This is a genomic window from Allocoleopsis sp., assembly GCF_036703385.1.
GTDB lineage: Bacteria > Cyanobacteriota > Cyanobacteriia > Cyanobacteriales > Coleofasciculaceae > Allocoleopsis.
Map to the genome: position 1 here is coordinate 1 of NZ_DATNPA010000392.1, position 8,796 is coordinate 8,796.

Annotated in this window: 7 protein-coding genes; 4 read left to right on the forward strand and 3 right to left on the reverse strand. The window is 48.8% G+C overall.

Translation table 11 applies throughout. The annotated features are described in order from the left end of the window. Positions 1-1,773: glycosyltransferase (locus V6C93_RS19390; protein ID WP_349262769.1), on the reverse strand; the 1,773-nt coding region annotated here is incomplete at its 3' end. An 8-nt stretch (positions 1,774-1,781) separates the two neighbouring features. Next, positions 1,782-3,071, reverse strand: a complete 1,290-nt coding sequence (locus tag V6C93_RS19395; RefSeq protein ID WP_333478311.1) for a glycosyltransferase — start codon at positions 3,069-3,071, stop codon at positions 1,782-1,784. A gap of 388 nt (positions 3,072-3,459) precedes the next feature. Between V6C93_RS19395 and V6C93_RS19400 the strand changes: the two genes are divergently transcribed. Together V6C93_RS19400 and V6C93_RS19405 are read left to right on the forward strand one after the other, a co-directional pair. Further along, positions 3,460-3,588, forward strand: a complete 129-nt coding sequence (locus V6C93_RS19400) for a hypothetical protein (RefSeq protein ID WP_333478312.1) — start codon at positions 3,460-3,462, stop codon at positions 3,586-3,588. Positions 3,589-3,840: 252 nt separating this feature from the next. Further along, on the forward strand, positions 3,841-4,536 hold the full coding sequence (locus V6C93_RS19405) for a TVP38/TMEM64 family protein (RefSeq protein ID WP_333478313.1): 696 nt from the start codon (positions 3,841-3,843) through the stop codon (positions 4,534-4,536). Positions 4,537-4,823: 287 nt separating this feature from the next. Here the strand turns inward: V6C93_RS19405 and V6C93_RS19410 are convergent, their stop codons facing one another. Further along, positions 4,824-5,150, reverse strand: coding sequence for a hypothetical protein (locus V6C93_RS19410; RefSeq protein ID WP_333478314.1), 327 nt, complete (start codon positions 5,148-5,150; stop codon positions 4,824-4,826). A gap of 257 nt (positions 5,151-5,407) precedes the next feature. On the opposite strand from V6C93_RS19410, the gene cofH reads away from it, so the two are divergent. Both cofH and V6C93_RS19420 read left to right on the forward strand, forming a co-directional pair. Beyond that, positions 5,408-6,568, forward strand: coding sequence for a 7,8-didemethyl-8-hydroxy-5-deazariboflavin synthase subunit CofH (cofH, locus tag V6C93_RS19415; protein ID WP_333478315.1), 1,161 nt, complete (start codon positions 5,408-5,410; stop codon positions 6,566-6,568). Positions 6,569-6,718: 150 nt separating this feature from the next. Further along, on the forward strand, positions 6,719-8,796 hold a 2,078-nt coding region (locus V6C93_RS19420), incomplete at its 3' end, for a tetratricopeptide repeat protein (RefSeq protein ID WP_333478316.1).

An 8,796-nucleotide genomic window follows, 5' to 3' on the forward strand; every position in this document is an offset into this window, starting at 1 on the left:
TTGTTGCTCTTGATGAGCTAGGAGAAACTGCGGCGCATCATTAGAACGTTTGAACTCCCAAGCCAGCCCCATCATTTCACCCGTCTGAACCAGGGTATTGTGGGTTGTCGCAATCAGTATCGGTACCGAAGAGGCTTTTTGCATCACGGGCACCAAAAGGTCGGGGCGATAGTATTTTTGATAGCCTAGATTATTGACGACTGTAATGCCACTCAATAAACCCATCAGCCAGATCATCACTACAGCTAGCTGACCATGCAGTCTAAAAGGAAATCGGCGGCGAGGAGGCAGGGGAGATGGGGGGAATTTTTCTGACTCTGCAATTGGGCGACTCTCCCACTCTTTCTCGACTGATACGCCCCTGTCTTCTCTGTCCCTAATTCCCCATGCCCAATCGGGTTCTGGAATTTGGGGTTTTGCGTGGTCTGTTTTCAGCAACCCAGAGGACTTCCAAGTTTTAGGTGTATTCCAACTGACGGCGAGTGCTGCGCCCAATAAAACAATGACGGCGGGGAAGTAGACAAAGTTATATCGTGCTCCTCGCGTGAGGTCAGTACCCAGGAAATAAGTAATTGCAAAAAATAGTGCGATCGCTCCTAAAACAAAGCCCCCTAAAACCCCAGTTGCCCAACGCGTCTCCGGCTGTTCTATTTGCACTTTCAGACCACGATGGAGAATAGGCAAAGCCCAGATGAAAAAAATCAGCGTCACCAGCCCAGAAGCGAGTACGACGAGTAGTCTGGGTGACTCTACAGGCAGTAACGCTAGCATCGTAATCCAAGTCCCGAGCGCCTGAAAGATGGGGTTGAGCAAGGCGAAGAAGGTGCGATTATTGCTCATAATCCATTGCGTCATCTGAGTGTCATGACTCATCCGCCATACGGGTACCCAAACTAAGCAGCCAACACCTGTACCGGCGGCGACGGCGTAAATCCGCCGCCAATGGGAATGGGGAATCGGGAATCGGGAAGACGCTCGAAGATGCTCACTTCGCTCCGCTGCTACCGCTTCGCTATCGGGAATGGGGAATAGTTTTCCCAATTTTTTGGCAGCCCAGGGACTGCCCAGAAGCCAAAATCCCATCAGAGCGATCGCTTCGGCACCCAGAGTTAAACTGAAAAAATAGTGGGTGGCGATGCCTAAGGCATTCACGACCACCCAGCACAGTGCGACCCAAATGGGCAGAGGTGTCCGACGTTTCAGATGCTCTACGGCAACCACCAGGCAACATAAGGAAGCAATCACCCAGAGAGTGCCTAAGGCATAATGACGAGCTTCTTGGGTAAGAAAAACCCCATAGGGACAAACGGCCATCATCGCCGCCACCAGTTGAGCCACTACAAGTGAGCGAAACGCTAACCATCCCAGTCCATAAACGGCTGGAATGGATAGCACACCCAAAATAGCAGGGAGCGATCGCGCGGCCCATAGGGAGACATACCCTCCTGAGGCTGGGAACAGCTGCATCCACCAGTGAGCGAGTACAAAATAGAGGGGAGGATGGTGATCTTCTGTAATCAAGTGATGAATTACCTGCGACGCCCCAGCTCCTGGGTTGGGTTGCAGGGGTTGCAAGAGAGTAGCCAGCCCAATGGCTTGGTCTAGTGGTACAGGTTGAAAACTATTGCCCAAGCTAAACACTAAGGTGGCAAACTCATCCGTCCAGGGTGGCTTTCCCACCAGATGAGTGAAGCGTAAACTTGCGCCAATGGCAATCCACACGAGCAGGAGTAGTGGGTGGAACCAGCGAGACGAGAGGAAAGTTTTCAACAAGAGTGACCTCAATTGACATCGGTGACACGCCAACTGAGCTTTAGATTGAGCCAAAAGTTCCAAAGCGTGACAGCGGCGATCGCAATCAAATTTGCTACATATCGATTTATCCCAAAAACATTAAACAGGAAATTTAACAGCAAGACATTGATAATCAACCCGGCGAGGCAAATAACATTGAACTTCAAGAGGCGTTCCAAGCGATGACGCATTCCCGGCTGATGACTGGAAATATCAGCAAACGTCCAAAAATCATTCCACAGGAAATTATTGATAATCGCGAACTCGGAAGCAATAATTTTACTGCGCGTCAGTGGCAAATCTAGGGCGGTGGGGTCACTGAGCAGGTAGAACACTGCCATATCCACAAACACCCCACTGAAGCCGACGAGCCCAAACCTGAAAAGCCGTGCGATCGGCCCCAGGGAAAGGCGCAAGCGAATGAGGTGGCGCAGATAATCCACGTATTGTTTTGCCGTCACCTTACTCTCACCCGCTTGGCGCTCTTGGAAGACATAGCCCACTTCGCCAATCCAGGGTACTCTGCCTCTAGCGATCACCTCAATTAGAATTTTGTAGCCCAGTGGACTTAGGGTTTGACCAGCAATGCAGCTGCGGCGTACCATAAAGTAGCCACTCATTGGATCGGATACGCGACCGATGACCTCCGGGAGAATAATTAACCCTAGAGTTTGGGCACCACGAGATAAAAACCGCCGGATAGGGCTCCAATCACTGACTCCTCCACCTTCCACATTACGGCTAGCAACGGCTAAATCACCTCCCCGCGCAATTTCGCCCCATAGCTTCAGCAACAACTCTGGGGGATGTTGCAAGTCAGCATCAATCACTCCCAAAACCTCTCCTCGTGCCACCTGCCAACCCCGAACAACAGCAGTAGACAATCCTCGTTCCTCAGTTCGCCGCATCACTCGGAGTTGGGGATACTCTGGCATCAGCGCCGTCGCGATTTCCCAAGTGCGATCGGGGCTATTGTCATCCACGACAATCAGCTCATAGGCACCCGGAATGGCCTCATCTAACAGCTGGCTGAGGCGGTCAATCAAGAGCTGAACATTGTTACTCTCGTTGTAAGTCGGAATCACCATCGACAAAAGAATTTGGCTATTCCCTAGTCCTATAGGAATCCGGTTTTTAGTATCTAGGGGATAGCTGCGCCTCACGCTGCTCGGTGACTCCAGAGAATCGCCGCTTTCCTCAGGGGTAAATGCAGAAGCGGGAATTTGCAACTGGCCTGAGGGAACTGGTAGAAGGGAGTGAAGTTGGTTGGTACTCATTCAGCACATCTCAAGTGTTACAGGAAGGGGGTTGATGTCCTCTCGACATTCAAATTACAGCGTGAACGCCGCGATCGGGGAAGTCTTTATTTTGTCAGAGTAAAGTTTATCTGGGTTTAGGGTGCCACAAACCGATTCTTTGTGATAGATGTCGATGCCAAGTGTTTTCTTGCTTTTGCAGTAGACACTAAGCTGTCGCGCCTTCAAGTTGCACTTTATGAATGGGCAAGATGCCCATTCCACAAGAGTTTTAGAAATTTGATTATGCAAAATTGAACGCCTGTTAGCTTACTATGGAGCGGTCAAATCAAACAGTTCCTTATGGCAGAATTAGCACTAATCTTCTACCTGATGCGTAAGACCCTGGAAAACTAGCATCTGTTTCCCTATGCAACATCAAATCTTGGCTGAAGTGAAACTCTCATTGTTGCAAGCATCTAGCCTGGAGAGTGGGGAGGGTCAATCCAAAATCCTGCATCCCAAATCGAATGACGGCTTTCCCAACCTGCATCGCTGAGGTCGGCTGGAAGAGCCACTTTAGTTCAAATATCTATCTTGAGCAGGTTGACAGATTTTATCTCTAAGCTATCAATTGAGCTTGATGCTTACTGAAGCATGGCATTAAGGAGCTAATAAGTTATGCTCTCTCAAAGAGAGACTTATAAACTCTGGAATTCCAAGCCCTAATACTCAAGCAGGCTAACTGGAACAAAATCATGATTCACAAAACTTTGATGTTTGTAGGCGTCGAGTGTGTAGGAGTGTTGTTTTGAACGTTAAAAGCGGCCTTTTCCTGCTCACCGTATTCTGCATTGTGGCAACAGGATTAGCGGTGTATTTTCTAGGGGGTATTGACCCCAAACAACTTCAGGTATGGCTCCATCACGCAGGGATTTGGGCACCTATTATCTACATTGCTCTCTATACAGTAGCAACCCTATTGATATTGCCCTCAACAGCACTCAATCTGACCGGCGGCGCAATTTTTGGCCCTTGGCTAGGCACACTTTGGACGACTATTGCAGCAATCATTGCGGCGGTAGTGTCATTTGGCTTTACCCGTACCGTCGGACGAGAAACAATTGCCCGCAGGCTAGCGGGACGTTGGCAAACAATGGATGCTGAAATGCGCCAGGGTGGCTTGTTTTATATGTTCGCAATCCGGCTGCTGCCGATTATTCCTTATGGTTTGGTGAATTTTGCAGCGGGTTTGACCTCAATTCGCTTTCGAGACTACCTACTCGGCACAGTGATGGGTACAGTTCCGGGGGTGTTGCCTTTCGTGATGATAGGAAGTTCGGGATTACAAGCGATGAAAACCGGGAATGTTTTGCCTTTAATGGGAGCCTTGGGGTTAACTGGAGTACTGGTTGGCGGGGCTCATTGGTATCGACGCCGCCGCCAGTCCCCTCAACAAGCACTCAGGGACAGGGAAGAAAAAATACAAGGTCGAGATATTGACTAGAATTACAGTCGCTTTAAAATACTCTTCGTTAAAAGAAAACTAAGATAAAAAATGCTGAGGGTTTTTCCCTATCTGCTTTTCAGACTCTAATATAGTTGTAGGGTAGGCAATGCCCACCCTACTGATAAAGTATCTACGTAAGTACTACATTAAACAGATGCTAGCGCTTGGTACCTTATAACTTAACCAGAAGCTTGGGAATTTTATTTATCCAAGCTGATGAAGAACTTCCTCGTATCCATAAATAAGAAATAAGGAATATTTGTATCCAGATTAAAGAAAGTTCCCTAATTGAGCTGGAAATGGCTGTCCTGAATCCCTAAATGGTTTAACAATTCCCGAAGTTCACGATTACTCAGCTGATCTAAATGCTCGTGGGTCAATCTGTAAGTAATACCGCGAATTAGGCATTGAACACCCATAAATTCAAGCCCTTGGCGCAGGATAATCCCTTCGCTAGCCTCGTAAACTTTGAAGGTTAGAAAATTGTTAACCTCGTACTGGAGAGAGATGGTTGTGCTTGAAATGCTCTCTAATCGTTGGTAAAGACTTTCTGCAATCTCAAAAGCATACTCTGATTTGGACTGGCTTAATGCGATGATTGTTTCTAGCATTGTTTGGTTTCCGTATCACTCAATACATCTATTGTGGATTCATTCAGCTTTGGTATGCCTGCGCCAACCTGCGTAAGTTCTCTCAGTAAATATGCGTATTCTCGGTAAATATACGGTGGGACTCTTCTGTTGAGAGAAGAGGCTGAAACCAGTCCGTTGATTCCTCTAGGTCTGTTTCACCTTCAACGTACTTTCAATCCAGGACGACTATTCTTTGTCAAAATTAAAAGGAGTGACCCGGTTTGTGTGGATGTGATGTGATTACTAAAACAGTTGATGCTATTCTTAACCGTGCCTTAGCGGGTGAAGATTTAACCCGAGAAGAGGGTATCGTACTCCTAAAGCAAACCGAACCGACTGCGATCGCAGCCATTCGTCAGACAGCCGATCAACTCCGTCAGCGGCAAGTCGGGGAGACTGTCACCTACGTGATCAATCGCAATATTAACTTCACCAATATCTGCGAACAGCACTGTAGTTTCTGTGCCTTCCGCCGCGATGCCGATGAAGACGGTGCCTTTTGGTTGGATTGGGGGCAAATTCAGGAAAAGACGAGGGACGCTGTGCGGCGGGGGGCTACAGAAATTTGTATGCAGGGAGGACTTAACCCAGAGGCAAAACTCAACGGTGCTTTTTTACCCTATTACCAGCAGTTGGTTAGAACGATTAAGGAGGAATTTCCTCAGCTGCACCTCCATGCTTTCTCACCCCAAGAAGTGCAGTTTATCGCCGATCATGACGGAATTAGCTATGCCGAAGTCATTGCCGCACTGCAAGAAGCGGGTGTTGGTTCCATGCCGGGAACGGCAGCAGAGGTATTAGATGATGACGTGCGGCGGATTCTATGCCCAGAGAAGACGAATACAGCCACCTGGCTAGAGATTGTGGGAACGGCACATCGGTTAGGGATGCCAACCACCAGCACGATGCTTTCAGGACATATTGAAACACCCGAACAGCAGATGGGGCATTTAGAGAAGTTGCGATCGCTCCAACAAGTGGCGTGCGATCGGGGCTACCCCAGTAATATTACTGAATTTATCCTGCTGCCCTTTGTCGGTCAAGAAGCCCCCAAACCCCTACGCCGCAGGGTGGGACGAGACCAACCCGTTCTCGAAGATGCCCTCTTGCTCACAGCCGTCGCTCGGATTTTCCTAGGTAACTGGATATCCAATCATCAACCCAGTTGGGTGAAACTGGGGCTGGATGGAGCGACAGAAGCACTCAGATGGGGGTGTAGTGACCTTGGCGGCACCTTGATGGAAGAGCATATCACCTCAATGGCGGGTGCTAAGGGCGGTACCTGTATGGAAGTGGAAACCTTACAGGAGGCTATCAGTTCAGTAGGGCGTCCTTACCAGCAACGAGATACACTCTATCGATATCTTGCGATGCCTCAAGTGACAGTTGAAGGGTGAGTTAATGGGTAGGACTTACTTCCGGAACGGTGAGATGGTCGCAACAAGTTGGGTGACGCTGCTGATAATTTTATTGACTGATTCACGTCTGCATAAGCTCTGAAACATGAGAGATATAGATGACGAAGTATCCCGGCGGCTGTATCTCCCATGCATCTCCAGAAAATTGGTCTCACCTTCCTTGTCGTGCTCACTGTCACTGTCTCGGCACCGATCACGCCTGGTTTTCCAGTCCCATTTTCGACAAAGCGAGTATTGGCGCAGACTACAGATGCCCGAAAAGCAGAAGCAGACCGACTGCTACAGCAAGGCACTGAGCAGGTGTTAAAAACCAATCAGTTTCAGGCAGCATTACAGTCTTGCCAACAGGTACTACCTGTCTACCGAGAAATCAAAGACCGTCTGGGTGAGGCAAAGGCTTTAGCGTGCTTGGGTGGTGCTTACATGGGACTCAAAGACCTCTCAAAGGCTACCTCGTTTTTGCAGCAAAGTTTAGTGATCGCACAGGAAATAAAAAACCCCCAACTGGAGGCGGTAGTTCAGAAACTCCTATCCTTGGCTCCCCGGATAGTAGAAGCAGAGCGATTGACTGAACTCGGTACACAGCAGCTAAACACCAATCAGTTTCAGGCAGCATTACAGTCTTTTCAACAAGCACTGCCTATTTATCGAGAGATTAAAAGCCGTCTGGGTGAAGCAAAGGCTTTGCTGGGTTTGGGTGCAGCTTACATGGGACTAAAGGACATCTCACGCGCTACCCCGTTTCTGCAACAAGCTTTAGCGATCGCACAGGAAGTAAAAAACCCTCAACTGGAGGCGGCAGTTCAGAAACTTCTATCCGTGGCTCCTCAGGCAGTAGAAGCAGAGCGACTGACTGATCTGGGTACCCAGCAGCTAAAAAGCAATCAGTTCGAGGCGGCATTGCAATCTTTCCAACAGGCACTGCTTATCTGCCGAGAAATTAAAAGCCGTCTGGGTGAAGGAAAGGCTCTGGTGGGCTTGGCGACGGCTTACCTTGGACTCAAAGACATTGCACGCGCTACCCCGCTGCTACAACAAGGTTTATTGATCGCACAGGAAACTAAGAACCCTCAATTGCAGGAGGCAGCTCAGAAACTTTTATCCTTGGCTCAACTTCAAAATACTCCCCGGAAAGCAGAAGCTTACCGACTGCTAGGGCAAGGTACACAGCAGTTAAACACGAATCAATTTGAGGCAGCATTACAGTCTTGGCAACAGGCGCTAACTATCTATCGAGAAACCAGCGATCGCCAAGCAGAGATGTATGTCTTAGGCTATCTGGGACGGGCTTATATTAACCTGGAAGACTACGGCAAAGGGATTGATTATCTCCAGCAGAGTTTAACAATTACACGCGAACTCAATAACCGCCAAGAAGAAGGGAGTGCCCTCAATAATCTAGGAGTTGCTTACGAATCCCTAGGAAACTATACCAAAGCAATTGATTACCTCCAGCAGAGTTTGGCGCTCATGCGGGAAGTCAAAGACCGAAAAGGTGAGGGTAGTACCCTGAGCAATCTGGGGAATACTTACCTTAACCTAGGAGACTACGCCAAAGCGATTGATTACTACGAGCAGAGTTTAGCGATCGCACGCTCCCTCAAAGACCGCTCAGCAGAGATGCATGTCCTGAACAATCAGGGGCTGGTTTACCGTAACCTGGGGAACAATATCAAAGCAATTTTTCACTACCAGGCGACTTTGGAGATAGCGCGAGAAATCAAAGACAGAGCAGGAGAGAGGACTGCCCTGCTCAATCTGGGAGGCACTTCGCTTCAAGTGGGAAACCATGCCAACGCGATTAATTACCTCCAGCAGAGTTTGGCGATCGCAAAGGGTCTCAAAGACAGAGGAGGGGAGGCAAATACCCTGCTTGGTCTGGGAAGGGCTTACCTTGTCCTGGGAGACTTCGACAAAGCGATTGATTACTACCAGCAGAGTTTACCGATCGCACGCTCCCTCAAAACCCCCCTAGAAGAGGGGAGCGCCCTGGGCGAATTGGGGCTGGCTTACAGTAGCCTGGGAGACTATGCTAAAGCGATTGATTACCTCCAGCAGAGTTTGGCAATCTTGCGTGAAATTGGTGGCAAGGATTGGGAAAGATGGGCTCTGAATAATCTAGGATATAGTCTCCTTAAATCTGGCAATCTCAGGGAAGCCGAAAACATCCTCCTGACTGGAATCAAGGTAGGGGAAACTCTACGGGA

Bases quoted from the DNA above. Each gene is read 5' to 3' on its own strand.
- V6C93_RS19410 (WP_333478314.1), bottom strand. From the start codon at position 5,150: ATGCTAGAAACAATCATCGCATTAAGCCAGTCCAAATCAGAGTATGCT.
- V6C93_RS19395 (WP_333478311.1), bottom strand. From the start codon at position 3,071: ATGAGTACCAACCAACTTCACTCCCTTCTACCAGTTCCCTCAGGCCAG.
- V6C93_RS19400 (WP_333478312.1), top strand. From the start codon at position 3,460: ATGCAACATCAAATCTTGGCTGAAGTGAAACTCTCATTGTTGCAAGCA.